Below are 25,801 nucleotides of genomic sequence, written 5' to 3'. Positions count from 1 at the left end.
GAGAGGGGAAAGCCCCGAAGGGGCGCGGGGAACTGCGCGACCAGCCACGGCGTGCCCGCAGGCGAGTACCTGCCGACGCCGCTCGGAGCGCTAGCTGGTCCGGCCCTTGGCGTCGAAGTGCTTCATCCGGTCGAGGACCCCGTCCGCCGTCGGCGAGTGCATCTCGTCGACGATCCGCCCGTCGGCGAGGAAGATCACACGGTCCGCGTACGAGGCGGCCGCCGGGTCGTGGGTGACCATCACGACGGTCTGGCCCAGTTCGCGTACGGAGTTGCGCAGGAAGCCCAGGACCTCGGCGCCCGAGCGCGAGTCCAGGTTTCCGGTCGGCTCGTCGCCGAAGATGATGTCGGGCTGCGAGGCCAGCGCGCGGGCCACGGCGACGCGCTGCTGCTGGCCGCCGGAGAGCTCGGTGGGCCGGTGCTTGAGCCGTTCCGCCAGGCCGACCATGGAGATGACCTGCTCCAGCCACTGCTTGTCGGGCTTGCGGCCCGCGATGTCCATCGGCAGCGTGATGTTCTCCAGGGCCGTCAGTGTCGGCAGGAGGTTGAAGGCCTGGAAGATGAAGCCGATCTTGTCCCGGCGGAGCTTGGTGAGCTGCTTGTCCTTGAGGGTGGAGAGCTCGGTCTCGCCGATCCGCACGGAGCCGCCGCTGAAGCTGTCGAGCCCCGCGACACAGTGCATCAGGGTCGACTTGCCGGAGCCCGACGGGCCCATGATCGCGGTGAACTCGCCCTGCCGGAAGTCGACGGAGACATGGTCCAGGGCGACCACCTGGGTCTCGCCCTGTCCGTACACCTTGGAGAGATCCGTGGCGCGTGCGGCCACCGCGGTGCTGCGGGCGGCGAAGGGGGTGGTGGTCACGGGGCGGTGCTCCTGTCGGGACGACGAGTGGGGACGTACTCCATCGTCCGTGCGGATTCGCGCCGTGTAGTCAGCCGCTGTTCCCGTTCCGGGGGCCCTCTCCAGTCGGACTCAAGTCGGCTGTGTCATACCTGGGGATGACCCCGGCCCCTGAGGCGGGTACCACCCGTCAGTGACCCCGCGGGCTGGGCGCAGACGGTGAAATTCCGTCATTCCGTCACGGAGGCCGCACAGCGGTGGAAGGGCCTGCGGCATGTACCGATGGGCCGTACCGGTGGCTGATGCACCCTCAGACGTCAATAAAATAAGACAACATCGGGCTGTTGTTCCGCTGTTCGGGGGACGCCTCCCGATAGGGTCGAATCACTTGATGCGGAGCCCATGGCCTGCCCGGATGGTGGAATGCAGACACGGCGAGCTTAAACCTCGCTGCCCCTAGCGGGCGTGCCGGTTCAAGTCCGGCTCCGGGCACCTCGGCTAAGAAGTCGGCGGGTGTTGCCGCCAAGGCATCAGCGCGCCGTTGAAGCGCGCCGCCGTGTGCAGATCCGCCTCGATCGCCGCCGCCGTCTCGCGCAGCGCGGGAAGCAGCGCCCCGACGGTCTCGTCCAGCGGGGCGGTGCCCGCGTGCTGGGCCACGTTCAGTGCGGCGACCACACGCCCCTGCGCGTCCTCGATCGGTACGGCGACCGAGCGCAGGCCCTCCTCCAGTTCCTCGTCCGCGGTGGCGTGGCCGTCGGCGGCGGCGCGGTCCAGGATGTGGTGCAGGGCCGTCGGGTCGGTGACCGTGCGGTGGGTGAGTGCGCGGGGCGGGGCGGCCTTCAGGAGGCGCGCGCGGTCCTCCTGGGGGAGCCCGGCGAGGAGGACCCGGCCCATGGCGGTGGGGTGGGCGGGGAAACGCGTGCCGAGCGTGATGTGGACGCTCATGACGCGGACCGTCGCTGCTCGCGCCACGTAGAGGATGTCCGTGCCGTCGAGCACCGTCACCGACGCTGACTGGTGGACCCGGCCCGTCAGTTGGCGCAGATGCGGCTCGGCGATGTCCGCGAAGCCGAGGCGGGAGAGGCGGGCGTAGCCGAGCTCCAGGATGCGGGGGAGCGGGCGGTAGAGGCGGCCGTCGTGCGCCGCGTACCCCGCCAGCTCCAGGGTGTGCAGACAGCGGCGTGCGGTGGCCCGTGGCAGGCCGGTGGCGGCGGCGATCGCGGTGAGCGGCAGGCCCTCGCCGCGGGCCCGCCCGAGGGCGCGCAGGACGCCGAGGCCACGGGCGAGCGACTGGAGGAAGCCGGGTCCGAGTTCCGCCTTCGCTTCGGCCGCGTCCAGCGGCTGACCGGGCGTCAACTCGCTCTCTTCGTACGGCGATGTGGCGGGCGGAAGGGACTCCAGGTACGCGGCTTCCGCCCGCAGCCGTGGCAGCACGAGCTCCGCGAGGCCTCGCGCCGTGTGCCTGCTGGTGTGGCTCACCGCGGACAGGGCGTACCGGGTGCGGCCCTGCGCGTCGCGTACCGGGACCGCCGTCGCGATCAGGCCCGGCTCGATCAGCTGGTCGTCAAGGGCCCAGCCCGTCTCGCGCGAGCGCTCCACGCGGCCCGCGAGATCCGGGGGCAGGGGCGCGGGGCCCGGTGGCAGCGCGGGAAAGGCGTCCCCCGAGGGGTCGGCGGCCACGCGCGCCCGCCACGCCGCCCACGCCGCCTCGTCCCACTCGGCGGCGAACAGCGCGCCCGGCGCGCACCGCTCGGCGGGGAGCAGATCGCCGATGTGGAAGGCCACCGACATCGCGCGGCGCCGCGCGGCCTGCGTGACGAAGCGGACGCCGTCGCCGTCCGGCACCGCGAGGGACACCGACTCGTCGAGGTCGTCCGCGAGCCGTGCGGTGCGGGCCGCGACCTCGCCGCTCAGCCCGCTCGCCGCGAGGTAGGCGTTGCCGAGCTCCATCAGGCGGGGCGTGAGGTGCAGTTCCTGGCCGTGTTCGCGTACGTAACCGAGGCGGGCCAGGGTCGCCACGACCCGGTCCACGGTGGAGCGGGCCAGGCCGGTCGCGCGCACGAGGTCGCCCGCCCTGACCTGCTCGGCGACCGCGAGGGCGCGCAGTACCGCGAGACCGCGCTCCAGGGGGCGTACGGACTCTTCTGGCATGGCGCCGCTCCTCGCACGGGTGGAAAAGGGGGTCCCGCAACCGTTGACAGCCGCCGGGTCCGGTCGGAGACTCCCGTCAGCACATTATGAACGAAAGTTCACCAGGCGAACAAGTGGAGGGGTCGGCCGATGCGCACCACCGTCGGAATCATCGGAGCCGGACCGGCGGGCCTGCTTCTCGCCCGCCTGCTGCACAACGCGGGCATTGATTCCGTCGTCCTGGAGACCCGCGACCGCGCCTACGTCGAACAGCGCCAGCGCGCCGGAATCCTGGAGCAGGGCACCGTCGACGTCCTGCGCGAGGCGGGCGCCGCGGCCCGCATGGACCGCGAGGGCATCCCGCATGACGGCATCGAGCTGCGCTTCGACCGCCGCAGGCACCGCGTCGACTTCCCCGCGCTCACCGGCGGCAGGTCCGTGATGGTCTACGCCCAGACCGAGGTCTGCAAGGACCTCATAGCCCTCCAGCTCGCCGCCGGTGGCCCGTTGCTCTTCGAGGCCGAGGCGCTCGCCGTCGAGGGCGCCGAGACCGAGAGTCCGCGTGTCCGCTTCCGTCACCAGGGGCGGGAGGACGTCCTGGAGTGCGACTACGTGGTCGGCTGCGACGGCTCCTGGGGCGTGGCCCGCAAGGCCGTGCCCGCCGAGGTCTCCCGGGTCTTCGAGCGGACGTACCCCTTCGGCTGGCTCGGCATCCTCGCCGACGTGCCGCCCTCGCACGACGAACTGGTCTACGCCCGCCACGACCGCGGCTTCGCGCTGCTCTCCATGCGCTCGCCGACCGTCACGCGCGCGTACCTCCAGGTCCCGGCAGGCACCGACGCCGCCGAGTGGGGCGACGAGGAGATCTGGGACGAGCTGGACCGCCGGCTGGAGACGGACGATCCGCAGTGGGCCCTGAAGCGCGGGCCCATCACCTCCAAGTCCGTCACGCCGATGCGCAGTCACGTCCACGAGCCCATGCGCCACGGACGCGTCTTCCTCGCCGGGGACGCCGCCCACATCGTCCCGCCCACCGGCGCCAAGGGCCTCAACCTCGCCGTCGGCGACGTCGTCACCTTCGCCCGCGCGCTCGCCGAGTACCGCGAGACCGGGTCCGACGCCCGCCTTGAGGCGTACTCCGCGACCTGCCTGCGCCGCGTCTGGCAGGCCGAACGCTTCTCGTACGCGATGACCACGATGCTGCACCGCGCTCCCGATGCCAGCCCCTTCGACGACCGCATCCACCTCGCTCAGCTGGACCGCATCACCACCGCCCGCCCGGCGGAGACCGACCTCGCCGAGAGCTACACCGGATTCCCCTTCAGCTGAGCCCCACCCCCGTCCCCGCCAGGTCCCACAAAGAAGTGAGAGCCCCGTGACCGCTCCCCAAGGCGCCGCGCCCCAGCGGACCTTCAGATCCGTCGCCCCCGTCATAGCCCTGTGCTGGCTCGTCGTCTTCTTCGACGGCATGGACGTCAACATCTACGGCGCCGTGATGCCGCACCTCATCGACGACAAGGACTTCGGCTTCAGCGCGTCGACCGCGGGCACCATCGGTTCCTGGACCACCTTCGGCATGCTCATCGGCGCCCTGGGCTGCGGCACGCTCACCGACTGGATCGGCCGCAAGCCGATGGTCACGGGCAGCGTCGCGCTGTTCTCGCTTGGCTCAGCGGTCTGCGCGCTCGCGCCCACCGCCGCCGTCTTCGGAGGCGGCCGTTTCATCGCCGGGCTCGGACTCGGCGGTCTGATGCCGATCAGCCTCGCGATCGTCGCCGAGTTCGCGCCGCCGCGCAGGGCCGCCCTCGCCACCGGCCTGATGATGACCTCGTACCACGCGGGCGGCATGGCGGCCACGGGTCTCGGGCTCTGGCTCGGGCCCGACCACGGCTGGCGCGTCGTCTTCTGGGCGGGCGTCATCCCCGCCGCCGTCGCCATCCCCCTCGTACTGAAGTGGCTGCCCGAGTCGCCCGGCGTGCTGCTCGCCAAGGGCCGCACGAGCCAGGCCGAGGCCGTCGCCGCCCGGTACCTGCTGCCGTCCCCGACGCTCGCCGAAGCCCCCGAGGCGGGCGCCAAGGGACGGTTCGCCGCCGTCGCCTCGCTCTTCGGCCCCGGCCAGCGGTTCGCCACCCCGCTCCTGTGGCTCGCGTCCTTCGCCGGTCTGCTGCTCGTCTACGGGGTCTCCACCTGGCTGCCCGAGCTGATGCGCGCCTCCGGCTACTCGCTCTCCTCCTCCGTCACCTTCCTCATGGTGATCAACGCGGGCGGCATCGTCGGCATGCTGGTCGCGGGGCGGATGGCGGACAAGTTCGGCGCCGTGCGCATCTCCGCGATCTGGTTCCTGCTCACCGCCTGCGGCGCCTTCCTGCTGAAGGCGGAGCTGCCGCTCGGCGTCGCGTACGCCATCGTCTTCGTCACCGGCATCTGGCTCTTCTCGGCGCAGGTGATGGTCTACGCCTCCGCCCCGTCCGTCTACACGCCCGCCCAGCGCGCCACCGGGATCGGCTGGATCACCGGCGTCGGGCGTACGGGTGCGGTCGTCGGACCGTGGCTGGGAGGCGCCGTCGTCTCCGGCGGAAACGCGTCCCTCGGTTTCACCACCTTCGCCGTGGCCGCGGTGCTCGGAGCCGTCGCGATCTCGCTGGTGCCACTCGTCCGGCGCAACCGCCGCACCCCGGCCGACGAGGGAGTATCGCCCGCCTCACCGGGAACAGAGAGCACTGGGCGAGACGTTCTTGGTCACAAGGAGGGAAAGATCCTCCCCAAGCACTAGGGTCTTCCTTTTGCCTACGCATTACTCTTGACCCAAAGCCACGCTCGGTGGCCATGGAGGAGTGAAATGAGGAGCAGCAACCCGGTCTTCTCGCGACGGGGGTTCAGCCGCGACAACGGCTACGCGGGCTTCGGCACGCAGCCGCAGGCCGGGGGACCCGCCGTCGGGACGCAGACCCAGCAGGGCAACCCGTACGCGGGTGCGGGCCAGCAGACGCCCACCAATCCGTACGCGACGAACCCGTACGCCCAGCAGGACCTGCAGCACGGCGCCCCCCAGGCGCCCGTAACCACCGCAGGACGCATGACGATGGACGACGTCGTCATGCGTACGGCCACCACGCTCGGCACGCTGCTGGTCACGGCCGCGCTCGCCTGGGCGCTGCTGCCCGTGGACGACGCCAATCTGCCCAAGTCGTACGGCATCGCCATCGGCGCGGGCCTCATCGCGATGGTGCTCGGCCTGGTGCAGGCCTTCAAGCGCAAGGCATCGCCCGCGCTGATCCTGACGTACGCCGCCCTGGAAGGTGTCTTCCTCGGCGTCGTCTCCAGCGTCGTCGACAACCGCATCGCGGACGGCGCGGCCATGCAGGCCGTGCTCGGCACGATGGCCGTCTTCGCCGGTGTCCTGATCGCCTACAAGGCCGGCTGGATCCGCGTCAACCGTCGCTTCTACGGCTTCGTGATGGCCGCGGCGATGGGCTTCCTGCTCCTTACCGCCGTGAACCTGCTGTTCATGGTCTTCGGCGGCGGTGACGGCCTCGGCTTCCGCAGCGGCGGCCTCGGCATCGTCTTCGGCATCGTCGGCATCCTGCTCGGCGCGTGCTTCCTCGCCCTGGACTTCAAGCAGGTCGAGGACGGCATCGCGTACGGCGCTCCGAAGGAAGAGGCCTGGCTCGCGGCGTTCGGTCTGACGATGACGCTCGTCTGGATCTACCTCGAGTTCCTGCGTCTGATCGCCATTTTGCAGGGCAACGACTGACGCGCCTGAAGCAACGAAGGGCCCCGCGGAACAAACGTTCCGCGGGGCCCTTCGCCGTTGTGTGAGGTTGGGTGAGGGAACAGGGGGAGTCAGAGCAGCTTGCGCGCGGCCCGGCGCAAGTCGTACTCGTGAATGATTGCCTTGGCGTGCCCGTAAGCCAGGTTGTGCTCCGCGCGGAGCCAGCTGACCTTCTCCTCGAAGCGGAAGAGAGAAGGGCCTTCGTCCACGGCGCGGATCCAGTCGGAGATCTCACGACCGGTGCAGTGGGGGATTCGGGCGATCAGGTTGCGGTGGGTCTCCTCGGAGAAGACTTGGGACATCGGCGCCTCCGGACGCGTCGCGATGTGTTCCGGCCTTCACGCCACCGTGCCTGAGCGTGGGGGCGTTGGCAACAGTCCCGCCCGGGCGCATAAGGTCGCCGGGTGCTTGATACGACGCCTTTGACGGCCGCAGTGGACCAGTTCGCCGACCGGTTGCGGGCCGCCCCGCAGAGTCGCTTGCAGCGGGGGGCGGCGACCGAAGCGCTCGCTCTGGCCAGGGAACTGGCGGCGTGGGCGCAGCGGATCGAGGAGCCGGACGAGGAGCCGCGGGAGATGCCGGACGCCGGGATGTTCGCGGCGGCCGACCAGATCACGGTCGCGGGGCGGGATCTGGCCCTCGTGCTGGAGGATTCCGGCCAGCTCGCGGAGGCGCTGATCCTCGTGGAGAAGGCGCAGAAGCGCGCCGGGGTGTGACCCCGACCCCGGCGGACGGCCGGGGTCGCTCCGGTCAGACGGAGGCGATGACGCGGTCCGCCAGGATGTAGACGTTCTCGGCGCCGCACTCGAAGGTCAGCGCGTAGGCGCCGGAGACTCCGGAGCCGCCGAGCAGGACCGGGGTGTGGCCGTCGGCGAGGGCGTCGGCGAGCAGCTCCGCGGTCTCGCGGTGGCCCGGCGTCATGCAGAGCGTGGTGCCGTCCGCGAAGACGTAGACGTCCAGCGTGCCGAGCGGGCCGGGACGGACGTCGGAGAGGGCGGTGCGGGCGTCGGCCAGTTCCTCAAGACAGGCGACCGTGCGCTCGTGGTCGCCGTTGACGGGCGACTGCACCGGGACGAAGTCCGGGTGCGAGGGGTGGCGGCGGCGGGCCGCGGCAAGCTCCGGGGAATCGGCGGCGAACTCGTCGACCGGGTCGCCGTACGGCTCGATGACCGGCTCCAGGCTGTCCGCCTCCAGGCCCGCGAAATCCGCCTGGCGGGGCAGGAACAGCTCGTCGGCCATGTCGGAGAGGCCGGGCAGGCCGCTGAGCAGGGAGGGCGCGTCCGAGGCGTCGCGGGCTTCCTGGGCGGCCCAGAAGGCCCGCGCCTCGGCCAGCTCGCGCTCCCGTTCCTCGGCGAGGGCCTCGGCGACAGCCGTGCGTATCTCGTCGGTGTCCGGAGTGGTGCGGGCGGCGGGCACGGTGGCATGCGCGGTGGCCGGCCGGCTCTGGGCCAGCTCGGTGCGCAGCGTCGTGATCTGCTTCCGAAGCCCGTGCACGGCGTGCAGGGCGGCGGCACCCACGGCCGTGGCAGCGGCCGTGGAGAGCAGCAAGGCAAGAGGCATGGCGCTCACTGACGTACTCCCGGTTTCAAGTCGACCCCCGACTTCCTACATCAGCTTGAAGCCTGCACGATCCACCTGTCAGTGCATTACGTCACGAATTGGACAGGTCTTTCGGCCCGGTGTTTACCCGCAGATGTGCTTTGACCTGGGCATATGCATCTCCCCCAGGAGATAGGTCACATCCTGGGGGAGATTGAGTCACGAATCAATGGAGACGCGGGGGATCCGTGGGGGATCCGCAGGTGTCAACGGGTGCCCGAGGGTCAGCTGAGGCGCTCGATGACCATGGCCATGCCCTGGCCGCCGCCGACGCACATCGTCTCCAGGCCGAACTGCTTGTCGTGGAACTGGAGGCTGTTGATGAGGGTGCCGGTGATGCGGGCGCCGGTCATGCCGAAGGGGTGGCCGACCGCGATGGCGCCGCCGTTCACGTTCAGCTTGTCGAGCGGGATGTTCAGGTCGCGGTAGGAGGGGATCACCTGGGCGGCGAAGGCCTCGTTGATCTCGAAGAGGTCGATGTCGTCGACGGTGAGACCGGCGCGGGACAGGGCCTGCTTGGACGCCTCGACCGGGCCGAGGCCCATGATCTCGGGGGAGAGGCCGGTGACGCCGGTGGAGACGATGCGGGCGAGCGGGGTCAGGCCGAGGTCGCGGGCCTTGGTGTCGCTCATGATCACGAGGGCGGCGGCGCCGTCGTTGAGCGGGCAGCAGTTGCCCGCGGTGACGCGGCCGTCGGGGCGGAAGACGGGCTTGAGGCCCTCGACGCCTTCGAGGGTGACGCCGGCGCGGGGCCCGTCGTCCTTGCTGACGACGGTGCCGTCGGGGGTCGTGACCGGGGTGATCTCCCGCTCCCAGAAGCCGTTCTTGAGGGCTTCCTCGGCGAGGTTCTGGGACCGGACGCCGAACTCGTCCATGTCCTTACGGGTGACGCCCTTGGCGCGGGCCAGGTTCTCGGCGGTCTGCCCCATCGCGATGTACGCGTCCGGGACCAGACCGTCCTCGCGGGGGTCGTGCCAGGTGGAGCCCTCGGTCTTGCTCACGGCCTCGGTGCGGGCCTCGGCGTCGGCGAAGAGGGGGTTGTGGGTGTCCGGGAGCCCGTCGCTCGACCCCTTCACGCTGCGGGAGACCATCTCCACGCCGGCGGAGATGAAGACGTCGCCCTCGCCGGCCTTGATGGCGTGCAGGGCCATGCGGGAGGTCTGCAGGGATGAGGAGCAGTAACGGGTGATGGTGCAGCCCGGCAGGTGGTCCATGCCCATCTGTACGGCGACGATGCGGCCGAGGTTGTGCCCCTGCTCGCCGCCCGGCAGACCACAGCCGAGCATCAGGTCGTCGATGAGCTTCGGGTCGAGCTCGGGGACCTTGGCGAGGGCGGCCTCGATGATCGTGGCGGTCAGGTCGTCGGGCCGCAGGTCCTTCAGGGAGCCCTTGAAGGCGCGGCCGATCGGGGTGCGGGCGGCGGAGACGATCACGGCTTCGGGCATCACGGAACTCCTGGGGCGAGGGGGCAGGACTCCTTGGGAAGTTACCTGTACGTATCGCTGTCGGTCATCGGCCGGGGACTGTGATGCGGGCCGCATTTTTCTAAGCGCTTGCTCAGCACTGCCGGGGGGGCAAGCCCCCCGGCAGTGCTACTGCGGCAAGGGGGACGGGTCCGGGGTGTGGTGGATTCGGCGGCGGCGTCGTCGTTTGATGAGGGCCCAGGGGCCTCGTGGGCCCGTGGGCATCGCGGCGGCGACCTCCGTGCCCCCCTCCGACGCGGCCTGCGCGGCCGCCCGCGCCACCGGCAGGAAGCCCTCCCTGCGTGTGACGTCGGGGCGCTCCTCCTCCGGCCACAGGCCCAGCGCGGCGCACAGCGTCGGCAGCACCGCCATCGCCGCGGTCGCGTACCCCTCCGCGGAGGGGTGGTAGTTGTCGGGACCGAACAGCTCCCGGGGGTTCGCCAGGAACTCGGGGCCGAGCAGGTCACCGAGTGAGACCGTGCGCCCGCCCTGCTCGACCACCCCGATCGTCTGCGCGGCAGCCAGCTGGCGTGACACACGGCGCGCCATCCACCGCAGGGGTTGATAGACGTTCTCCACCGTCCCCAGGTCGGGGCAGGTGCCGACCACCACCTCCGCCCCCGCCGTCCGCAGCCTCCGCACCGCCGACGCCAGAAGGCGTACGGACCGCGTCGCCGGCATCCGGTGCGTCACGTCGTTCGCGCCGATCATCACGACGCAGACGTCCGGCGCCCAGGACGCCAGGTCGGACAGGAGCAGCGTCACCTGGCGGTCCAGGTCGTCCGACTGGGCGCCAGGCAGCGCCACGTTCCGCAGCTCCACCGGCCGCTCGGCCACCGCCGAGAGCCCCGAGGCGAGCAGCGCCGCGGGAGTCTGCCTGGCCCGGTACACACCCTGCCCGGCGGCGGTCGAGTCGCCGAGCATCGCGAACCGCAGGGGCTCGGCCCCGTCCCGGTCCGCGAACCCCCAGCCGTAGCGCCCGTCGGCCCGCGGTGGAGCCGGATGCTCCCCGCTGTTCCCCACGGACCGCTTCGCCAACTGCACCTCGGCGAGCACCACACCCACGGCCGCCGCCCCGAGCAGCCCGATTCCTCCGCCGCCGTAAGCCGCGCCCGCGGCGATCCGCCGCGCCACCCTCGCCCTCGACATGCCCTGCAGCCACCTCCTCGTACCGCCCTACATCAACTCATTGCCCCGTAAGGACGGTCGGCCAATCGCAACCGGAGGTGAACGACTGAACGGGAGCCTTACGCTGACGACACCCATTCGTCGCACTACATCGCAGCCCGGAGACAACGGTGCAATTCCACGACTCGATGATCAGTCTCGTCGGCAACACCCCGCTGGTGAGACTCAACAACGTGACCACGGGCATTCAGGCGACCGTCCTGGCCAAGGTCGAGTACTTCAACCCCGGCGGTTCCGTGAAGGACCGCATCGCGCTGCGCATGATCGAGGCGGCCGAGCAGAGCGGGGAGCTCAAGCCCGGCGGGACCATCGTCGAGCCGACGTCCGGCAACACCGGGGTCGGGCTCGCCATCGTGGCCCAGCAGAAGGGGTACAAGTGCATCTTCGTGTGCCCCGACAAGGTTTCCCTCGACAAGATCAACGTGCTGCGGGCCTACGGCGCCGACGTGGTCGTCTGCCCCACGGCCGTCGACCCCGAGCACCCGGACTCGTACTACAACGTCTCCGACCGCCTGGTGCGCGAGACGCCCGGCGCCTGGAAGCCCGACCAGTACAGCAACCCGAACAACCCCCTTTCCCACTACCACTCCACCGGCCCCGAGCTGTGGGAGCAGACGGAAGGGAAGATCACCCATTTCGTGACCGGCATCGGGACCGGCGGCACCATTTCCGGGACGGGCGGGTATCTGAAGGAGATCTCCGAGGGCGGCGTCACCATCGTCGGCGCCGACCCCGAGGGGTCCGTCTACTCCGGTGGCTCCGGGCGGCCCTACCTCGTCGAAGGCGTCGGTGAGGACTTCTGGCCGACCGCGTACGACCGCAATGTGACCGATGAGATCATCGCGGTGTCCGACAAGGACTCCTTCCAGATGACGCGGCGGCTCGCGAAGGAGGAGGGGCTCCTCGTCGGCGGGTCCTGCGGGATGGCCGTCGTGGCCGCGTTGCGCGTCGCCGAGCGGCTCGGGCCCGACGACGTCGTGGTCGTGCTGCTGCCCGACTCCGGCCGCGGCTACATGAGCAAGATCTTCAGCGACGAGTGGATGAACGACTACGGGTTCCTGGAGCAGGCGGGTGACGCGCCTCGCGTCGGTGACGTACTGCGCCGCAAGGAGGGTGGCGAGCTGCCCTCGCTCGTCCACATGCACCCGGAGGAGACGGTCGGCGAGGCCATCGACGTACTGCGTGAGTACGGCGTCTCGCAGATGCCCATCGTCAAGCCGGGCGCGGGCCACCCGGACGTGATGGCGGCCGAGGTCATCGGCTCCGTCGTCGAACGCGAGCTCCTGGACGCCCTGTTCACGCAGCGCGCCTCGCTCTCCGACCCGCTGGAGAAGCACATGTCGGACCCGCTGCCGCAGGTCGGTTCCGGCGAGCCGGTCGCCGACCTGATGTCGGTGCTCGGCGGTGCCGACGCGGCGATCGTCCTGGTCGAGGGCAAGCCGACCGGTGTGGTGAGCCGTCAGGACCTGCTGGCCTTCCTGGCGGAGCAGCAGGGGCAGTAGCCACCTGATGGGCCGGGAGCCGTGCGCCGTGGGGCGAACTTCGCGGAAGTGGTACGAGCACGACACGTTCGCGCAGCACCCGCTTAACACGGCTCCGGCACATTGGTGGTTGTCGGCGTACAGGAACTCCGGAGCGGCTCCCGGACCTCTGAACGCCCGGACCGCGGCCCGGCACTGACCCGGCCGCAGTCCCTCGCGGGGACCGCCGTCGTCCCGCCCCCTGGGAAACCGGGGGTGCGGCGGTCCCCGCGCACGAACTTCTATACGTCTGGCGCGCGCCTACGGGACCGATGGCCCGTCACCGATGGTCCGTCCCATGCTTCAGCGTCTCGCCGGCCGAGGCCTTCCGGCACCCCATGCGCGAGGACAAGCTTCAGGAGTAGTACGGCCGGCAGCCAGTCGAGCCCGGGAGGGGAGTCGACGGAGGCCGCCACCATGATCCCGGTGACGACGAAGGCAAGGGCGACCGGCCGTTTGAGCCGTTCTTCCACGAGGTGCACGGTGATCGCGCCGGCAAGGGCCCAGACGTACCAGAGCAACCCCCACCACCAGGCGCCGCCCGGTATCACGAGGGCGATCAGAACCGGCTGGAAGTGGAGGGCCGTGAAGCCCACCGGGTGGTGGACGAAGCGTGCAGGCGCCGAGCCGGTGAAGGTGAGGGGGGAGTGGTAGAAGCGCTTGGCGGAGTCAAGGCCGTTGGCGACGACGCCACCGGCCAGATCGTGCACGAGCACAACGCCGACGAGCCACTGCCACCAGGACCAGCCGAGCCCTCGTCCGCCGACCGTCAGCGCGCAGATGCCGAATACGGAGACCGCGTAGGCGAGCCCCTTTTCGACGCGGGTGGCACCGGCGCCGAAGGCCCAGCTCGGCTTGGTCGCTTCCACGGCGGATCCTCCATGGCTGTGCGTCAGGGGGTGCGACTCTCATCGGGTTCGGCGCGGCCCGGCAGGAAGTGCGACAGGGCCAAGAGCGCTTCCCGGTTGTCCAGGTCGGGGTCGAGCATCCGGTGCAGCAGCATGCCGTCGAGCAGCGCGATCAGTACGGTCTCGCTGCCGTCCGGTGCGTCCGGGGCAACGCCCTTGAGCCAGGCCCGCAGTTGGGCCCTGGTCGCGGTGAGCGACTCCCGCAGTACCTCACCGAGCAGGGGCTCACGGGCCGCGCCCGCGATCAGCTCGACCGTCAGCCGGGCGGTTCTGTCGTCGTGCGGGGCGGACAGCAGCTCGATCAGCTTGGAGTGCGCCTCTTCGAGCGTCGTGGTCCTGCTGAGCTGCTCGGTCACCGGGTCGAAGACCTGCTCGCCGGCCCTGCGGGCGATAGCAGCCTTCAGTCCCGGCAACCCGCCCCAGTAGTAGTGGATCAGGCCGAGGTTGGCGCCCGCGCGCTCGGTGACGGCACGGGTGGTGACACCGGGCCAGCCGTCCTGAGCCAACAACTCCACACCGGCGTCGGCCAGCCGCTCGCGTCGGCGCTCGCCGCGTGGTGAAGCCAGCCGACCGGCTGAGTTAGTCATGTGACTAACTTAGCGCTTCGCCGACGCCCTGTCCGACGCTTTGTCAGTACGGACGAGGGGCGGTCGGAGCGGCTCGCCTCAGTCGTCCCACTCCGACGTGCGCCCGCGGTCCCTGCCGCGCCTGAAGCTCATGCCCCGCATCGAGTGCACGGCGTTCACGCCGACGATGCCGCCCCAGGTGACGAACAGGCCCGGCAGGTCCGCGTTGACCACACCGATCGCCGAGAGCGGGATCGCGAGGATCAGCGAGACGATGCCGAAGCCGAAGCGCTCACCCCACGAGTCCACGGGACTGTTCGGCGCGCGGGAGCCTCGGGCCACGACCATCTGCTGCTCGGCCATGTGCCGGCGCATCCTGCGGTCGATGGTGCCGTCCAGGCGCTGCTCGACCTTCCCGAGGAACGAGTCGACCAGCGCGGACTCATACTCTTCGCCCAGCTCTCTGCGGGCATGCAGAGTGGCGTCGAGTTCCTTCTTGAGTTCGGCGTCACGGGTGTCCATGGTTTTTACGTTACGCAGCCGGCGTCGGCCTGACAGTGGGGCTATCCCCCCTTTCTTCCTGCCGCTGCGCGGGGATGTGCGACGTGTCGCGGCGGGCGAGCAGCCAGTACAGGGCCGCCGGGACGACAAGGCCCACGATCCACGAGATGTCGGCGCCGCCGAGCGGATCCACCAGCGGGCCGGTGTAGAAGTGCGTCACCAGGAAGGGCAGCTGGGCGAGGAGACCCACTCCGTAGACCGTCAGCGCGTCCCAGCGCCAGGCGCCGTAGCGGCCATGAGGGTCCGAGAGCGCCGGGATGTCGTAGCGCTCCTTGGAGATCAGGTAGTAGTCGACCAGGTTGATCGCCGACCACGGCGTGAAGAACGTCAGCAGGAACAGCAGGAAGTCCTTGAAGGACGTCAGGAAGCTGTCCTTGCCGAGCAGCGCCACCACCGTGCCCGCGACCATGATCAGTGCGATGTACGCCGCCCTGCCGCGCGGCGAGAGGACCTTCTGGCCCCGGAATCCGCTGATGCTGGTCACCATCGACATGAAGCCGCCGTAGGTGTTGAGCACGTTGATCGTCAGCTTGCCGAGCGCGATCACGAAGTAGAGGAAGGAGGCGATCAGGCCCGTGCCGCCCAGGCCGACCACGTATCCGACCTGGTTGTCGAGGAACGCCTCGCCCGCGCTCGCCGCCACGAGCACGCCGAACGTCATCGACCACTGCGAGCCGAGCGCCGACCCGGACAGGGTCCACCAGAAGGTGGCCCGCCCCGACGTCGTACGCGGCAGATAGCGGGAGTAGTCCGCGACGTACGGGCCGAAGGCGAGCTGCCAGGACGCCGAGAGCGAGACCGCGAGCAGGAACATCGGCAGGTCGAAGTGCGCGTCGTTCAGGAGCGCCGACAGGTCCACGCGGTCCAGGAGGCGGATGCCCAGGTAGATGAAGGCGAGCGCGCAGATCACGCTCGCCACCCGGCCGAGGACGTGGATCACGCGGTAGCCGACCGCCGCCACCACGGCCGTGATCACCGCGAAGATGATGATGCCGGTGGTGTCGTTCGTGTGCGTGAGCTGAGCCGTGGCCTGTCCGGCCAGGACGCTGCCGCTGGCGAAGAAGCCGACGTACATGAGGATGACGAGCAGGAGCGGTACGACGGCGCCGCGCACCCCGAACTGGGCGCGGGACTGGATCATCTGGGGCAGGCCGAGCTTCGGCCCCTGCGCGGAGTGCAGGGCCATCACGGCGCCGCCGAGCAGGTTGCCCAGCAGGAGGCCGGTCACCGACCACACCACGTCGCCGCCGAAGACGACGGCGAGCGCGCCGGTGACGACCGCGGTGATCTGGAGGTTGGCGCCGAGCCAGAGCGTGAACTGGCTGAAGGCGGTGCCGTGCCGTTCGTCGTCGGGGACGACGTCGATGGAGCGCCGCTCCACGAGAGTGTCTGCCATGATCCGGTGAACTCCCTGCTGCTGTACGAGCTACCTCTTGCGTGGGCTACTTCTTGGTGATCCCGTGCTTCGCCGCCCAGTCGTCCGCGACGTCCTCGGGGTCCTTCTTGTCCTTGTCCACCAGGCGGTTGAGCTCGGTGAGGTCCTTCGTCGTCAGGGCGTTGCCCAGGCGTCCGAGCGCCGCCCGCACCGTCGAGTCGGCCTTGCGGTCGGCGACGAGCGGGACGATGTGCTGGCCGGGGATCAGGTTCTTGGGGTCGGTGAGCACGACCCACTTCTCGGCGATGATGTCCGTGTCGGTGGTGAAGAGGTTCGCCACGTCGACGTCGCCGTTCTTCAGGGCGCCCTTCACCAACGGCCCCGAGGAATCAAGGGACTTGAACTCCTTGAACTCCACGCCGTACACGTCCTTGAGGCCCACCGAGCCCACCTGGCGCTTCTTGACCTCCGGGGCGGCGCCGATCACGAGCTTGCCGTTGTGCTTCGCGAGGTCCCCGAGCGTCTTGAGGCCGTACTTGTCGGCGGTCTCCCGGGTGACGACGAAGGCGTCGGAGTCCTCGGCCTTGCCGTAGGGCAGGATCTGCAGGCCGCGCGGCAAGGCCATGGCGAGGGCGTTCTGCATCTCGCCCTCCTCGGTGGCCTTCGCCTTGGTGTCGAGGTAGTGCAGGAGGGCGCCTTGGTACTCGGGCAGGAGGTCGATGTCGCCGCCCTTGAGCGCGGGGATGAGGATCTCGCGGGTGCCGAGGTTGGGGCGGACGGTCGTCCGCACGCCCTCCGCTTCGAGTGCGGCGGCGTAGAGGTAGCCGAGCACCTGGTTCTCGGTGAAGTTGGCGGTGCCGATGGTGACGCCGTTCTTGCTGGAGCCACCGCCTCCGCCGCCGGAACCTCCCCCGTCGAGGGAGGTGATGCCGCCGCTGCAGGCGGCGAGCGCGGGGACGGATGCGGCGGCGAAGAGCCCGCCGAGAGCGGTCCTGCGGTTGATGGGGGCCATCTGGTGTGCTCCTAGGCCGACTTGGCGGGGCGGTGGCGGAAGAGGGCGCGCTGCAGTGCGGAGAGCGCGAGATCGAGGACGACGGCGACGACCGCGACGAGCACCGCGCCGCCGAGCACCTGCACGAGGTCGCGCTGGGCGAGCCCGTCGAAGACGTACCGGCCGAGCCCGCCGAAGGAGACGTACGCGGCGATGGTGGCCGTCGCGACGACCTGGATGAGCGCGAGCCGGAGCCCGGTCATGATCAGCGGGAGCGCGAGGGGCAGTTCGACCTGGAGGAGGACCTGGTACCAGCGCATGCCCTGGCCGCGTGCCGCGTCCCGCACCTCGGGATCGACGGCGGTCATCCCGGCGTAGGTGTTGGTGACGATGGAGGGGACGGCGAGCGCCACGAGGGCGATGTAGACGGGCCACATGGACAGGCCGCTGGCGAGGAACACCAGGACGACGAGGCCGACCGTCGGCAGCGCGCGCCCGAAGCTGGAGAGGTTGATGGCGACGAAAGCGCCGCGTCCGGTGTGCCCGATGAGCAGCCCGACCGGCAGCGCGATAGCGGCGGCGATCAGGGTCGCGAGCAGCGAGTACTGGAGGTGCTCCAGGAGGCGGTGCCCGATGCCGTCGGGGCCCGCCCACTGCTCGCCGCTGACCAGCCAGGCGCCGAGGTTCTTGAAGAGTTCGTACATGTCACGCGCTCCTCTTGCGGCGGGTCCAGGGAGTCAGGACGTACTGGAGGGTGACGAGCAGCGCGTCCGCGACGAGCGCGAGCAGCAGGGTCAGGACCACGCCGACGATGACGGGGGTGGGGAAGTTGCGCTGGAACCCGTCGGTGAAGAGCTGGCCGAGACCGCCGTCGCCGATGTAGGTCGCCACGGAGACGAGGGAGATCGCCATGACCGTCGCGATCCGTACGCCCGCCATGATCACCGGGAGTGCGAGGGGGAGTTCGACGGTGAGCAGGGTGCGAAGGGGGCGGGTGCCCATGGCCTTCGCGGCTTCCTTCGTCTTGGCGGGGACGGAGTCCAGGCCCTCGACGGTGTTCCGCAGGAGCACGACGAGTGTGTAGATCGTCAGGCCGATGACGGTGGTGGTGCGGGTGAGCCCGCTGACCGGCAGGAGCAGCACGAAGATCGCGATGGACGGGATGGTGAACAGGACGTTCGACAGGCCGAGGAGCAGCCCGCGCAAGGCGCGCACGCGGTGGGCGATGACGGCCAGGGGGAGCGAGATGAGCAGGCCTAGGAGTACGGAGGTGAGGGCGGCCTGGAGGTGGGAGAGGGTGAGGGTGGTGAGGTCGTCGGTGTGGTCGGCTATCCACGACCAGTCGATGGTCATGAGTCAGCCTTGCTTGCGCCCACCGTGGCCGCGTCCACCGCGTCAGAGGCCGCGACCGCCGCGCTCGCGCCGGTGTGCACCTGCCCCGCGTGCTCGTGGATCTCGTCCCGTGACGTCACGCCCGTCAGGGTGCCCGTCGCGTCGACGCGGGCGACCAGGCCGCTGGGGGCGGCTATGGACTCGTTCAGGGCCGACAGCAGCGAGTCCGCGTCCCGCAGGGGGCGTACGGGGACGTCCGCCGCGTCGCCGTCCTTGTGCCGCCAGGCGACCGGCGCTCCCGCCGCGTCCAGCCGCAGCGTCCAGGCGCCGCCCTCCGGGGCCGGGGCCTGCGGGACCTCCGCGAGTGTCGTCAGGGAGAGCAGCTTCAGGCCGCGCTCCGCGCCCAGGAAGTCCGCGACGAAGTCGTCCGCGGGGCGGGCCAGGAGCTCGGCGGGGCTCGCGCACTGCACGAGGTGGCCGCCGGTGCGGAAGACGGCTATGCGGTCCCCGAGCCGGACAGCCTCGTCGATGTCGTGCGTGACGAAGACGATGGTCTTGTTCAACTCCCGCTGAAGACGCAGGAGTTCGTCCTGGAGCTGGGTGCGCACCACGGGGTCGACCGCGCCGAACGGCTCGTCCATCAGGAGCACCGGCGGGTCCGCGGCGAGCGCACGCGCCACACCGACGCGCTGCTGCTGGCCACCGGAGAGCTGGTGCGGGTAACGCTTCCCGGCGTCGGCGGTGAGACCGACCGTCTCCAGGAGTTCCGCCGCCCGCGCCCGCGCCTTCTTGCGACCCCAGCCGAGCAGCAGCGGCACCGTCGCGATGTTGTCCAGGACCGTGCGGTGCGGGAAGAGCCCGGACTGCTGGATCACGTAACCGATGGAGCGGCGCAGCTCGGCGGCGTCCTGCTCCAGGACGTCCTTGCCGCCGACCCTGATCGTCCCCGAGGTCGGATCGACCATGCGGTTGATCATGCGGAGCGTCGTCGTCTTGCCGCAACCGGAAGATCCGACGAGGACGGTCACGCCCCCTTCCGGCATCTCGAGGGTCAGGTCGTGGACCGCGGTCGTGCCGTTCGGGAAGCGCTTGTGGACCGTATCGAATTGGATCATGAGGAGTCCCTTGCCCGGCTGTATATCGTCATGCAGAGTTCTCGTTGACTGAATAGATTGTCAATAGCTTGTCCACGCCCCGACGTAAATCACTGGTAACGAGTGGTCGCAGGGCAAGACGGAGCGCCCGGTTGAGGAGGAATGACGAGTGATGTCGTCTCGTATCGCGGACAGGGCGACCGACGCCAGTGACTCGGTCGTCGTCCTGGACGGCCGGGGACTGATGGTCGCAGATGTCGTACGTATGGCCGAATCCTCCGCAAAGCCCGTACCCGGAACGGACGGCATGAAGCGGGTGGAGCTCTCGTGGAACGCCGCCCGCGAGATCGCCTCCTGGGGCCGCGTCTACGGCCGCTCCACCGGCGTCGGCGCCAACCGGAATGAGTCCGTGCCCACCGAGGCGGCCTCCGACCACGGTCTGCGCCTGCTGCGCAGCCACGCCGGAGCGATCGGCGACGAGCTGCCCGCGCGGCAGGTGCGCGCGATGCTCGCGGTCCGTGCCAACCAGCTGCTCGCGGGCGGCGCGGGGCTGCGCCCGACCGTCGTCACGGCGCTCTGCGAGGCCCTGGAGACGGGCGCCTACCCCCAGGTCAACGAATTCGGCTCGGTCGGCACGGGCGACATCGCCGCGCTCGCGCAGATGGGCCTCGCGCTGGCCGGCGAGCACCCCTGGCAGGGCGCGGGGGCGGCCCCCGACCCGCAGCCCCTCGACAACAACGACGCCCTCGCCCTGATCAGCAGCAACGCCCTCACCCTCGGCCAGTCGGCGCTCGCCCTGCACGAGCTGCGCGGCCTGATCGCGGCGACGCAGGTGGTGGCGGCGCTGACCCTGATGGCGGTCGACGGCTCGTACGAGGCGTACGCGCTGCCCGTGCACGAGGCGCGGCGGCACGCGGGTTCGTACATGGTCGCCGAGCGCATGCGGCTCCTCCTCGGCGCGCCCGACCGCCCCACGCCGCCGCTCGGGCGGATCCAGGACCCGTACGGCCTGCGCTGCGTGCCGCAGATCCACGGGCCCGCGCACGACGCGGCGGACGCCCTTGAGGACGTGCTCACGGTGGAGATCAACGCGGCCGCGGAGAATCCGCTGATCTCGGCGGACGACATGGCGGCGTACCACCACGGCGGCTTCTATCTGGCCCAACTCGCCCTGTCCCTCGACCACTTCAGGCTCGCGGTGAGCCAGGCGGCGCGCCTGTCGACGTCCCGCCTCTCCACGCTGAACGAACCGGGCTTCACCCGCCTGCGCCCCTTCCTCGCGGACGGCGAACCGGCGTCGTCGGGCGTGATGATCCTGGAGTACGCGGCCGGCGCGGCCCTCGGTGACCTGCGGGCCTTCTCCGCCCCCGCCTCCCTCGGCCACGCCGTGCTCTCCCGAGGTGTCGAGGAGCAGGCCAGCTTCGCCTCGCTCGCGGCGCGCCAGACGCTGCGGGCGTGCGAGGCATACCGCCTGGTGGTCGGCTGCGAACTGGTCGCGGCAGTCAGGGCGTTGAGGCAGCGGGACATGCGCCTGGACCCCGACCTGCCGGTGGGCCGGGCCTTCGAACTGGCCGACGTGGTACTGGACGCGGAGCTGGCCGACCGGCCGTTGACGGATGATGTGACGGCGGCGGCCGGGCTGCTCGACCGGTTCACGGAGCTGTGGTCAAACCTGGGTGAGAGTCAGGGCGTTGTGAGGGGAACGGTATGAGTGACAGTCCTGCGGCGCGGCTGCAAGTGCTCTTCGAGGGGCACCCCCTCACGCCCACGCAGCGGCGCATCGCGCACTGCATGGTGCGGCGGGCGGCGGACGTCCCCTTCCTCTCCAGCGTCGAACTGGCGGATCTCGCCGGGGTGAGCCAGCCGTCGGTGACCCGTTTCGCGGTGGCGCTCGGCTTCGACGGATACCCGGCGCTGCGCAGGCACCTGCGGGAGCTCGCGCCCGCGGAGGCGGCGGGCGAGGCGTCCCTGAACGAGTACCAGCAGGCGGTCGAGGCGGAGATCGCCAACCTCCGGCACCTGGCGGAGGTGCTCGCCGACCCGGCTCCGGTGGAGCGCGCCGGGCGGCTCCTTGCCTCCTCGCGCCCGCTCCCCGTCCTGGGCCTGCGGGCCGCCGCGTCGCAGGCGTACGGCTTCTCGTACTTCGCGGCGAAGGTCCACCCCGACGTACGGCTCCTCGACGAGGGCGGCACGATGCTGGCCGACCGGATCGACGCGGCGGTCCGTGCGGGAGCCTCGGCCCTCCTCTGCTTCGCGCTGCCCCGGCACCCCCGGGAGGTGGTGGACGCGCTCGCCTACGCGCAGGGGGCGGGCCTCTCGGTGGTCACGGTGGCGGACTCGGCGTTCGCCCCCGTGGCGGCGCACTCCGACCTCCTCCTCCCGGCGGCGGTCGGCACGGGCCTGGCCTTTGACACGGCCTGCGCCCCGATGCTGCTGGGCCGCGTCCTGCTGGAGGCGATGTGCGACGGACTGCCGGACGCACAGGCGCGGTTGGAGGAGTTCGACGCGGGGGCGGCGGCGCGGGGTCTCTTCGTGGAGTGAGGAGACGGACGCACGGCGGACCGGGCCCACGGGCCCGGTCCACCCCTTCCTCGGTCCGGTCTCAGACGTCCCGTCTCAGATGTCCCGTCTCAGACGTCCAGGTTCGCCTCGATGCGTTTGAGCTGGTGCCTGGCCATGGCCAGGTTGGAGCGGTCCTTGTCCAGGGCCACGTAGAGGAACAGGCCGTTGTTGTTGCGGCCCTTGATCAGCCGGATCAGGTGGCACTGGCTGCCCAGCGAGATCAGGATGTCCTCGATCTCGTCCTTGAGGTTGAGGAGTTCCATCGTGCGCAGCTTGGCGCGCACCACGTCGGTGTTGCCGGCCGCGGCGACGGCCAGGTCGAGGTCCTTTCCGCCGCCGATGGTGCCCAGGGCCATGCCGCTCGTGTAGTCGACCAGGGCGGCGCCGATGACTCCCTCGATCGAGGTGGTGACTTCCTTGAGCGATGTCTCTGTGTTGGCCATGGATTTCGCACTTCCTTTCCGTCTGCTGGGCGTACGCGGTGAAGGGGATGACGAAGGTGTGGTGGGGGACATGGGTCAGGTTTCCTCCGCTCGTTCGACGGCGGCGTCGACCAGCTCCCCGATGAGCACGCTGGAACGGCGGCCCTCCAGGTGCAGCCGGCCCACGTTGACGCGGGACTCGGCGAGCAGCGTGAGCACGGCGGACGACCCGGCCGTGTACGTCGCCACATAGCCGCCCTCGCCACGGATGAGCAGTTCGCGGAAGCCGCCCTGATGCGTCGCGTCGGAGAGGCGCAGGGCCACTCCCAGCGCCGCGGCGGTGAGCGCGCAGAGGCCCTCCGGCTCGACGTCCGGCGCGTCCTGGGCCAGCACGAAGCCGTCGACGCTGGCCGTCAGGGCGCCCTTGAGCTGAGGGATCCTGGTCCGCAGCCGTTTCAGTTCGACGAGTACGTCGGCTTCGGCAGCCATCAGCTCTCTCCTCCCTGTGCGCTTCCAGAGCGCGAAAAGCTTCATGGGCACGGGCGCCAAGTCCCTTTGACGGCAGTCGAGTTCACGGACCGGCTCACAGACTGGCCTCCAGCGCGTCGCGGACCCGGCGCAACAGGGCGACGTCCGGCTCCGCGAGGTCCTCGTGGGCCGGGGCGGGGAGCGTCGGCGTCAGCGGGGCCCGGTCGGGTGTCCGCGGAGGTTCCACGAGTCCTGCGGCGGCGAGCCGCCTGACCTCGATCAGGATGTGGAAGGAGGGCCGGCCGAGCGCCCAGGCGATGGCCGTCGGCGTTCGGACGCCGTCGGCCAGGCGCAGCAGCGCGTCCTGACGTCCGGTGACCGTCTGACCGGCTGCGGGCGTGCGCGCCACGACGGGAGCGGTGTCCAGGTCGGGGCAGGGCCAGACGCTGTCCAGGAGGGCCCTGCGCCGCCGGGACTCCCGCTCCACGGCCTCGGCCGCCACCGGGCGCACGCGGCCGAGCCAGTGCGCGACGCCGTACCGGAACCGGGTGGGTCCGCTCGCCGGGCCGAGCACGAAGAACGCGGCGTCGAACAGCGCCCCGATGTGGCACATTTCGAGCTCGCCCGTGGTGACCCGGCCGCTGTCGATCAGCTGCCGCCCCACCTCGTTGCGGGTCCCGGCCAGTGAGAGAGCCTCCTGCCAGCCCTGCGGTGGCAGCTTCCCGCCGGCCGTGAGCAGGACGTCTATGCCCGGTGCCGCGGGGCTCTCCGCGTGCACGACGCGACCGTCGACGAGATAGAGGGCGCCCTGGTCGCGCAGGAGCGCTCCGGTCGCCCGTTCGGCGGCGAGCCGCATCAGCATGGGCGAGGTGGCGGGCGCGGTGATGCTCATGGCGCTCACACCAGCACCAGGCGCTCGGAGAGGTCGCGCAGCCGCATGCGGGCGAGCGCGAGATTGCCGGTGTGCCGGTCCAGCCAGAGGTAGAGGAAGACGCTGCTGTCGAAGGTCGTCTCGACGAAGCGGATCAGATGGAACCCGGTCCGCGTGGTGAGCATGAGGTCCTCGACGGGGAGCCCCTTGCGGTCGCCCCGCTCCGAGTCCGGCCCCGAGTCCAGCCCTGTGTCCAGCCCTGTGTCCAGTTCGTCGTCCCTGGGCGCGAACGCCTGGTACTCCGCCGCGGAGCGCGCCACTTCCGCGGTCTCGGCCGCGGTCGCCTCGTGGTCGCCGCCGGGCGGATCGCCGACCGAACCGAGGGCGAGTCCGCTGGTCCAGTCGACGATCGCCGCACCGCGCGCACCGGGCAGTGCCATGGCTTCGAGCAGACACTCGTCGATTCCGGGCACGCGGCTTCCCTTCCCCAGGGTTGAACCGGGTGGCCCCTACCACCCGACCGGGGGCTCACCGCCGCCCGGTGTGAGGAAGGTACGCAGAAGTCGTGGAGATTCTCGGGAAATGGGCACTTTCCAGAGGAACATGCCAGACCTCGACGGGATCAGTGCGAGGCGGGATCAGGCTGGGCCTGAGCCTGACCGAAAGTTTCGGCCCGGCGACCGGTTCGTGTCCGCCGTGTCCGGCCGCCCCCCGTCACTCCTCGCCGCGCGCCTTGAGTACCACCTTGTTCACGCCCCACAGCCCGATCCCGATCGCCACCAGCACGCCCGCACGGATGTAGACCTCCGCGGGCCGGTCAGCCAGTGGGCTCGCCAGGATCAGGGCGGTGATCGCGCCGAGCACCGGCAGCACCGTCGGCGTACGGAAGTGCTCGTGGTCCACCCGTTCCCTGCGCAGGACCAGGACCGCCACGTTGACCACCGCGAACACGCACAGGAGCAGGAACGCCGTGGTGTCGCCGAGGCCCTCGATCTCGCCCGTCGACACCAGGCCGATGGCCAGCAGCGAGACGAAGACGATGCCCACGACCGGCGTGCGGCGGCGGGACAGGACCCGGCCCATCGCGCGCGGCAGGATGCGCTCGTTGGCCATGCCGTAACAGAGCCGCGAGGCCATCATGATGTTGATCAGCGCCGAGTTGGTGACCGCGAACAGGGCGATCAGGGCGAAGAGTTTGTGCGGGAAGTCGACGCCGCCCGCCTTCACGACCTCCAGGAGCGGTCCGCTCGACCCCTCCAGGACCTTGTAGTCCACGAGCAGTGACGACACCAGCGCCACCAGGACATAGATCGTGCCCGTCACCGCCACGCCGATGAAGATGGCTCGCGGGAACGTGCGCGTCGGATCCTTCGTCTCCTCGGCCATGTTCACCGAGTCCTCGAACCCGACGAACGCGAAGAAGCCGAGCGCGGTCGCGCCGAGGACGCCCGTCATCAGGGCGAAGCCCGTGCCGTCGCCCCCGGTCTCGAAGTCCGTCAGACGGGACGGGTCGCCGTCCCCGCTCAGGACCGCGTAGGCCCCGATCGCGAGGATGATGGCGAGGCCCGTCAGCTCGACGAGGGTGAGGACCACGTTCGTCTTCACCGACTCCGAGACGCCCCGCAGGTTCAGCGCCGCGAGCGCGAGGATGAAGAGGATCGCGATCAGCGTCGGCGGGAGCGCGTCACCCGTCAGCTCGCTCAGGTAGTCGCCGCTGAAGGCGCGCGCCGCCGCGCTCGCCGACGAGAGCCCCGAAGCCATCACCATGAACGCGACGATGAAGGTGAGGAAGGGGACCTTGAAGGCCTTCTGCGTGTAGAGGGCGGCGCCCGCCGCCTTCGGATACTTGCCGACCAGCTCGACGTACGACGCCGCCGTCAGGATCGCCACGACGAAGCCGATCGCGAACGGCAGCCACAGCGCGCCGCCGACCTTTCCCGCGACCTTGCCGGTGGTGGCGTAGATGCCGGTGCCGAGGATGTCGCCGATCACGAAGAGGATCAGGAGCTTGGGGCCGATCGCGCGGTGCAGCGCGGATTCTTCGGCGGGTGGTGGAGTGCTGTTGGCGGTGTCGGATGTCGTCACAGGATCTTCTCCCCCGAGAGAGCTTGCCCGGAGGGAGGGTCTGCCCCGGAAGGG

General features: G+C 70.5%; 26 protein-coding genes and 1 tRNA gene. 8 read left to right on the top strand and 19 right to left on the bottom strand.

Annotation, left to right across the window (positions count from 1 at the left end):
• Positions 1 to 90 precede the first annotated feature (90 nt).
• The gene (locus ACIBCK_RS14045; RefSeq protein WP_399389936.1) at positions 91 to 861 is read right to left on the bottom strand and encodes an ABC transporter ATP-binding protein; all 771 of its coding nucleotides are present in this window, start codon (positions 859 to 861) and stop codon (positions 91 to 93) included.
• Positions 862 to 1,249: 388 nt separating this feature from the next.
• Here ACIBCK_RS14045 and ACIBCK_RS14040 point away from each other — a divergent pair.
• A tRNA-Leu gene (locus ACIBCK_RS14040) sits at positions 1,250 to 1,332 on the top strand.
• Between the two features lie 6 nt (positions 1,333 to 1,338).
• On the opposite strand, the gene ACIBCK_RS14035 is transcribed toward ACIBCK_RS14040, so the two are convergent.
• The gene (locus tag ACIBCK_RS14035) at positions 1,339 to 2,991 is read right to left on the bottom strand and encodes an IclR family transcriptional regulator C-terminal domain-containing protein (protein WP_399389934.1); all 1,653 of its coding nucleotides are present in this window, start codon (positions 2,989 to 2,991) and stop codon (positions 1,339 to 1,341) included.
• A 129-nt stretch (positions 2,992 to 3,120) separates the two neighbouring features.
• Between ACIBCK_RS14035 and ACIBCK_RS14030 the strand changes: the two genes are divergently transcribed.
• From ACIBCK_RS14030 to ACIBCK_RS14020, 3 genes are all read left to right on the top strand, one after another.
• Positions 3,121 to 4,299 carry a 4-hydroxybenzoate 3-monooxygenase gene (locus ACIBCK_RS14030; protein ID WP_399389932.1) on the top strand — a complete coding sequence of 393 codons (1,179 nt, stop codon included), beginning with the start codon at positions 3,121 to 3,123 and terminating at the stop codon, positions 4,297 to 4,299.
• Positions 4,300 to 4,345: 46 nt separating this feature from the next.
• Positions 4,346 to 5,743 carry an MFS transporter gene (locus tag ACIBCK_RS14025; protein ID WP_399389930.1) on the top strand — a complete coding sequence of 466 codons (1,398 nt, stop codon included), beginning with the start codon at positions 4,346 to 4,348 and terminating at the stop codon, positions 5,741 to 5,743.
• A 66-nt stretch (positions 5,744 to 5,809) separates the two neighbouring features.
• Positions 5,810 to 6,724 (top strand): Bax inhibitor-1/YccA family protein, encoded by a 915-nt coding sequence (locus ACIBCK_RS14020; protein WP_399389929.1) that lies wholly within the window; start codon positions 5,810 to 5,812, stop codon positions 6,722 to 6,724.
• 89 nt (positions 6,725 to 6,813) lie between these two features.
• On the opposite strand, the gene ACIBCK_RS14015 is transcribed toward ACIBCK_RS14020, so the two are convergent.
• The gene (locus ACIBCK_RS14015; protein WP_361832622.1) at positions 6,814 to 7,044 is read right to left on the bottom strand and encodes a DUF4287 domain-containing protein; all 231 of its coding nucleotides are present in this window, start codon (positions 7,042 to 7,044) and stop codon (positions 6,814 to 6,816) included.
• Positions 7,045 to 7,146: 102 nt separating this feature from the next.
• Here ACIBCK_RS14015 and ACIBCK_RS14010 point away from each other — a divergent pair, with 102 nt between their 5' ends.
• Positions 7,147 to 7,458 carry a hypothetical protein gene (locus tag ACIBCK_RS14010; protein ID WP_399389926.1) on the top strand — a complete coding sequence of 104 codons (312 nt, stop codon included), beginning with the start codon at positions 7,147 to 7,149 and terminating at the stop codon, positions 7,456 to 7,458.
• A 34-nt stretch (positions 7,459 to 7,492) separates the two neighbouring features.
• Here ACIBCK_RS14010 and ACIBCK_RS14005 read toward each other — a convergent pair whose 3' ends face one another.
• From ACIBCK_RS14005 to ACIBCK_RS13995, 3 genes are all read right to left on the bottom strand, one after another.
• Positions 7,493 to 8,302, bottom strand: a complete 810-nt coding sequence (locus ACIBCK_RS14005) for a hypothetical protein (RefSeq protein WP_367049074.1) — start codon at positions 8,300 to 8,302, stop codon at positions 7,493 to 7,495.
• A gap of 263 nt (positions 8,303 to 8,565) precedes the next feature.
• Positions 8,566 to 9,786: an acetyl-CoA C-acetyltransferase gene (locus ACIBCK_RS14000; RefSeq protein ID WP_399389925.1), complete on the bottom strand. Its 1,221-nt coding sequence runs from the start codon at positions 9,784 to 9,786 to the stop codon at positions 8,566 to 8,568.
• 147 nt (positions 9,787 to 9,933) lie between these two features.
• Positions 9,934 to 10,953, bottom strand: coding sequence for an SGNH/GDSL hydrolase family protein (locus ACIBCK_RS13995; protein ID WP_367042662.1), 1,020 nt, complete (start codon positions 10,951 to 10,953; stop codon positions 9,934 to 9,936).
• Positions 10,954 to 11,102: 149 nt separating this feature from the next.
• On the opposite strand from ACIBCK_RS13995, the gene ACIBCK_RS13990 reads away from it, so the two are divergent.
• Positions 11,103 to 12,494 (top strand): cystathionine beta-synthase, encoded by a 1,392-nt coding sequence (locus tag ACIBCK_RS13990; RefSeq protein WP_367042660.1) that lies wholly within the window; start codon positions 11,103 to 11,105, stop codon positions 12,492 to 12,494.
• Between the two features lie 260 nt (positions 12,495 to 12,754).
• On the opposite strand, the gene ACIBCK_RS13985 is transcribed toward ACIBCK_RS13990, so the two are convergent.
• The 8 genes from ACIBCK_RS13985 to ACIBCK_RS13950 all read right to left on the bottom strand — a co-directional run bounded on the left by ACIBCK_RS13985 (position 12,755) and on the right by ACIBCK_RS13950 (position 19,360).
• The gene (locus tag ACIBCK_RS13985; protein ID WP_399389922.1) at positions 12,755 to 13,381 is read right to left on the bottom strand and encodes a hypothetical protein; all 627 of its coding nucleotides are present in this window, start codon (positions 13,379 to 13,381) and stop codon (positions 12,755 to 12,757) included.
• Positions 13,382 to 13,404: 23 nt separating this feature from the next.
• Entirely contained in the window at positions 13,405 to 14,007 is a 603-nt protein-coding gene (locus tag ACIBCK_RS13980; protein WP_399389919.1) for a TetR/AcrR family transcriptional regulator, read from the bottom strand.
• Between the two features lie 78 nt (positions 14,008 to 14,085).
• Positions 14,086 to 14,508 (bottom strand): hypothetical protein, encoded by a 423-nt coding sequence (locus tag ACIBCK_RS13975; protein WP_399389916.1) that lies wholly within the window; start codon positions 14,506 to 14,508, stop codon positions 14,086 to 14,088.
• A gap of 10 nt (positions 14,509 to 14,518) precedes the next feature.
• Positions 14,519 to 15,943, bottom strand: coding sequence for a purine-cytosine permease family protein (locus tag ACIBCK_RS13970; protein ID WP_399389913.1), 1,425 nt, complete (start codon positions 15,941 to 15,943; stop codon positions 14,519 to 14,521).
• 46 nt (positions 15,944 to 15,989) lie between these two features.
• Positions 15,990 to 16,925 carry an ABC transporter substrate-binding protein gene (locus ACIBCK_RS13965; protein WP_399390667.1) on the bottom strand — a complete coding sequence of 312 codons (936 nt, stop codon included), beginning with the start codon at positions 16,923 to 16,925 and terminating at the stop codon, positions 15,990 to 15,992.
• A gap of 20 nt (positions 16,926 to 16,945) precedes the next feature.
• Entirely contained in the window at positions 16,946 to 17,617 is a 672-nt protein-coding gene (locus ACIBCK_RS13960; RefSeq protein ID WP_399389911.1) for an ABC transporter permease, read from the bottom strand.
• 1 nt (position 17,618) lies between these two features.
• On the bottom strand, positions 17,619 to 18,266 hold the full coding sequence (locus ACIBCK_RS13955) for an ABC transporter permease (RefSeq protein WP_399389908.1): 648 nt from the start codon (positions 18,264 to 18,266) through the stop codon (positions 17,619 to 17,621).
• Positions 18,263 to 19,360, bottom strand: coding sequence for an ABC transporter ATP-binding protein (locus tag ACIBCK_RS13950; RefSeq protein WP_399389907.1), 1,098 nt, complete (start codon positions 19,358 to 19,360; stop codon positions 18,263 to 18,265). Before ACIBCK_RS13950 ends, ACIBCK_RS13955 begins: the two co-directional genes overlap by 4 nt.
• A 151-nt stretch (positions 19,361 to 19,511) precedes the next feature.
• Between ACIBCK_RS13950 and ACIBCK_RS13945 the strand changes: the two genes are divergently transcribed.
• Positions 19,512 to 21,050 (top strand): aromatic amino acid ammonia-lyase, encoded by a 1,539-nt coding sequence (locus ACIBCK_RS13945; protein WP_399389904.1) that lies wholly within the window; start codon positions 19,512 to 19,514, stop codon positions 21,048 to 21,050.
• Complete coding sequence (locus ACIBCK_RS13940; RefSeq protein ID WP_399389901.1) at positions 21,047 to 21,880, top strand: MurR/RpiR family transcriptional regulator; 834 nt, start codon at positions 21,047 to 21,049, stop codon at positions 21,878 to 21,880. The genes ACIBCK_RS13945 and ACIBCK_RS13940 overlap by 4 nt, the downstream gene beginning before the upstream one ends.
• Before the next feature lie 89 nt (positions 21,881 to 21,969).
• Here the strand turns inward: ACIBCK_RS13940 and ACIBCK_RS13935 are convergent, their stop codons facing one another.
• The 5 genes from ACIBCK_RS13935 to ACIBCK_RS13915 form a co-directional block, all read right to left on the bottom strand.
• The gene (locus tag ACIBCK_RS13935; protein WP_367042640.1) at positions 21,970 to 22,344 is read right to left on the bottom strand and encodes a hypothetical protein; all 375 of its coding nucleotides are present in this window, start codon (positions 22,342 to 22,344) and stop codon (positions 21,970 to 21,972) included.
• 75 nt (positions 22,345 to 22,419) lie between these two features.
• Positions 22,420 to 22,812: a roadblock/LC7 domain-containing protein gene (locus tag ACIBCK_RS13930; protein ID WP_363211634.1), complete on the bottom strand. Its 393-nt coding sequence runs from the start codon at positions 22,810 to 22,812 to the stop codon at positions 22,420 to 22,422.
• A 94-nt stretch (positions 22,813 to 22,906) separates the two neighbouring features.
• Positions 22,907 to 23,683 carry a transcriptional regulator gene (locus ACIBCK_RS13925; RefSeq protein ID WP_399389898.1) on the bottom strand — a complete coding sequence of 259 codons (777 nt, stop codon included), beginning with the start codon at positions 23,681 to 23,683 and terminating at the stop codon, positions 22,907 to 22,909.
• Positions 23,684 to 23,688: 5 nt separating this feature from the next.
• Positions 23,689 to 24,135: a hypothetical protein gene (locus ACIBCK_RS13920; RefSeq protein ID WP_399389895.1), complete on the bottom strand. Its 447-nt coding sequence runs from the start codon at positions 24,133 to 24,135 to the stop codon at positions 23,689 to 23,691.
• Positions 24,136 to 24,376: 241 nt separating this feature from the next.
• Positions 24,377 to 25,747: an APC family permease gene (locus ACIBCK_RS13915; protein WP_399389892.1), complete on the bottom strand. Its 1,371-nt coding sequence runs from the start codon at positions 25,745 to 25,747 to the stop codon at positions 24,377 to 24,379.
• Positions 25,748 to 25,801 lie beyond the last annotated feature (54 nt).

It is taken from the genome of Streptomyces sp. NPDC051218, from assembly GCF_044455475.1.
Lineage (GTDB): Bacteria > Actinomycetota > Actinomycetes > Streptomycetales > Streptomycetaceae > Streptomyces.
Note: the sequence above shows the minus strand (reverse complement) of the source record. Positions and strands in the feature narration are given on the sequence as shown.

What these genes read in the sequence shown, in the direction of transcription:
- ACIBCK_RS13935 (WP_367042640.1), bottom strand. Translation starts at nt 22,344, where the DNA reads ATGGCCAACACAGAGACATCGCTCAAGGAAGTCACCACCTCGATCGAG.
- ACIBCK_RS14020 (WP_399389929.1), top strand. Translation starts at nt 5,810, where the DNA reads ATGAGGAGCAGCAACCCGGTCTTCTCGCGACGGGGGTTCAGCCGCGAC.
- ACIBCK_RS13945 (WP_399389904.1), top strand. Translation starts at nt 19,512, where the DNA reads ATGTCGTCTCGTATCGCGGACAGGGCGACCGACGCCAGTGACTCGGTC.
- ACIBCK_RS13930 (WP_363211634.1), bottom strand. Translation starts at nt 22,812, where the DNA reads ATGGCTGCCGAAGCCGACGTACTCGTCGAACTGAAACGGCTGCGGACC.
- ACIBCK_RS13995 (WP_367042662.1), bottom strand. Translation starts at nt 10,953, where the DNA reads ATGTCGAGGGCGAGGGTGGCGCGGCGGATCGCCGCGGGCGCGGCTTAC.
- ACIBCK_RS13950 (WP_399389907.1), bottom strand. Translation starts at nt 19,360, where the DNA reads ATGATCCAATTCGATACGGTCCACAAGCGCTTCCCGAACGGCACGACC.
- ACIBCK_RS13960 (WP_399389911.1), bottom strand. Translation starts at nt 17,617, where the DNA reads ATGTACGAACTCTTCAAGAACCTCGGCGCCTGGCTGGTCAGCGGCGAG.
- ACIBCK_RS14005 (WP_367049074.1), bottom strand. Translation starts at nt 8,302, where the DNA reads ATGCCTCTTGCCTTGCTGCTCTCCACGGCCGCTGCCACGGCCGTGGGT.
- ACIBCK_RS13955 (WP_399389908.1), bottom strand. Translation starts at nt 18,266, where the DNA reads ATGACCATCGACTGGTCGTGGATAGCCGACCACACCGACGACCTCACC.
- ACIBCK_RS14030 (WP_399389932.1), top strand. Translation starts at nt 3,121, where the DNA reads ATGCGCACCACCGTCGGAATCATCGGAGCCGGACCGGCGGGCCTGCTT.
- ACIBCK_RS13975 (WP_399389916.1), bottom strand. Translation starts at nt 14,508, where the DNA reads ATGGACACCCGTGACGCCGAACTCAAGAAGGAACTCGACGCCACTCTG.
- ACIBCK_RS14000 (WP_399389925.1), bottom strand. Translation starts at nt 9,786, where the DNA reads ATGCCCGAAGCCGTGATCGTCTCCGCCGCCCGCACCCCGATCGGCCGC.
- ACIBCK_RS13925 (WP_399389898.1), bottom strand. Translation starts at nt 23,683, where the DNA reads ATGAGCATCACCGCGCCCGCCACCTCGCCCATGCTGATGCGGCTCGCC.
- ACIBCK_RS13980 (WP_399389919.1), bottom strand. Translation starts at nt 14,007, where the DNA reads ATGACTAACTCAGCCGGTCGGCTGGCTTCACCACGCGGCGAGCGCCGA.
- ACIBCK_RS14015 (WP_361832622.1), bottom strand. Translation starts at nt 7,044, where the DNA reads ATGTCCCAAGTCTTCTCCGAGGAGACCCACCGCAACCTGATCGCCCGA.
- ACIBCK_RS13970 (WP_399389913.1), bottom strand. Translation starts at nt 15,943, where the DNA reads ATGGCAGACACTCTCGTGGAGCGGCGCTCCATCGACGTCGTCCCCGAC.
- ACIBCK_RS13940 (WP_399389901.1), top strand. Translation starts at nt 21,047, where the DNA reads ATGAGTGACAGTCCTGCGGCGCGGCTGCAAGTGCTCTTCGAGGGGCAC.
- ACIBCK_RS14035 (WP_399389934.1), bottom strand. Translation starts at nt 2,991, where the DNA reads ATGCCAGAAGAGTCCGTACGCCCCCTGGAGCGCGGTCTCGCGGTACTG.